1 protein-coding gene is annotated in these 1560 nt (G+C 55.6%); it reads right to left on the bottom strand.

The window, feature by feature from the left end:
• The coding region (locus XI03_RS01635; RefSeq protein WP_271591107.1) for a glycosyltransferase at positions 1–1560 on the bottom strand (1560 nt) is incomplete at both ends.

The raw sequence follows: 1560 nt of genomic DNA, 5'->3' as shown, positions 1-1560 counted from the left end.
TCCCTCGATCGGCTCCTGGCACGGCGGATTCAGTGTGAAGCTTCTTGATAAGTCTCGCCGTTTGCTCGGGAGTTGGAGAGAACTTAAGTCGATAGCCATCACGCGTTGTCGCAGCAACATGCGCGTCTACTCCGCTAATCCCGGGCAGGTTGAGCTTCCCTGCTGCTCCGGTGGAAAGTCCGGATGGACCACTGATTCGCGCGCCCCCTCGGCCCAGATTGAGAAGCCATCCGCGGTGCTTTTCACCTTGGATCACAAGCGTGATTGGTTCTGGGATCTGGCGCTGAGGTCGATCGTATCGCGGTCGTTCGATGCACACTACCACTGCCACGAGCAACACCAGAATGTTGTAAACCGTCCAGAACATCACGATAGCCGTGCCGTCGCCCGCTGTTGCGGACGTATTGAAGACGAAATCGGAGTTCAGCGGCACGATCAGGCCGCTGATCGTCAGTCCGAGCAACAGTAGGAATGGTCGCATCAACGTCCATTGAACAACAACTTTGGTGCGGTCGCCGCCTTTGGCCGTCACCGAGAATTTATGCGATCCCCCAGTCAGCAACCCGAGAGCAGCTGCCTGGCTGATGGGCCAAGCTGCGATCAGCTGAGCCGTATCGTTGAGAAGCGGGACAAACAACCCTTTTGAAAGCCAGTTCAGGGACACCAGGACCATCAGGTAATACGGTACATAATATTTAGTAATGTCCACCAACGACGCGTTCACGATGGTGATGCCACACCACCAGTACAATAGCGGGAGAATCAGGCTGGCAAGCCGGAAGGGAAACGTACTGAGCCAGTAGAGCAATGAATCAATAATGCCGATTCGATGCATCAGACCAAGGCTGCGCATGCAAAAGGGGCTGTAGGAGTTGCGGACGATCTGCATCAGGCCAAGGCACCACCGTCCACGCTGAGTGATATATTCTTTCAGTCCTTCGGGAGCCAAGCCTTCAGTCAACGGCTCGTTAAGGTACACGGTTTGCCAGCCGCTTTCCGCGAGCTTCAGCGTGAGCAGGAAGTCCTCGGTTACGCTTTGTGTCGGAATCCAGCCAATTTGCTCGACGGCCTCGACCCGCATTACGGATGAGCTTCCGCAGCAGATGGCAATGCCACAAGCGTCCCGCGCCGGCTCAACGTTGTCAAAGAAATGACGTTGCTCATCCGGATATGCGGTACTTATTCCAAGGTTATGTTGGATCGGATCAGGATTGAAGAAATGCTGCGGGGTTTGCACGAGCGCGACGCTTGGCTCGTAAAACAACGCTAGCGTCCGCGCGATAAAGTCCGCATGGGGAACGAAATCGGCGTCAAGTACGGCAACAAAGGCCGGGGGGATCGGATCGCGAGCGCGCTCGCGAAGTGCATGGTTGATGTTCCCCGCTTTAGCGTGCTCATTATCCGAGCGTGCGATGTATCCGATTTCGTGAAGCTCGCATAGTTGCCGCACCCAATTCCTGGCGCCGTCGTCGAGAACAAAAATCTGAAGACGAGGATAGCGGATATCCGTCGCTCCAATGATCGTGCGCTCGAGTACATCCGACGGCTCGTTGTAAGTCG

The sequence above is a fragment of the Bradyrhizobium sp. CCBAU 65884 genome (assembly GCF_028128835.1).
In the GTDB taxonomy this organism is placed as follows: Bacteria; Pseudomonadota; Alphaproteobacteria; order Rhizobiales; family Xanthobacteraceae; genus Bradyrhizobium; species Bradyrhizobium ottawaense.
This window is presented reverse-complemented; position numbering and strand designations above follow the sequence as displayed.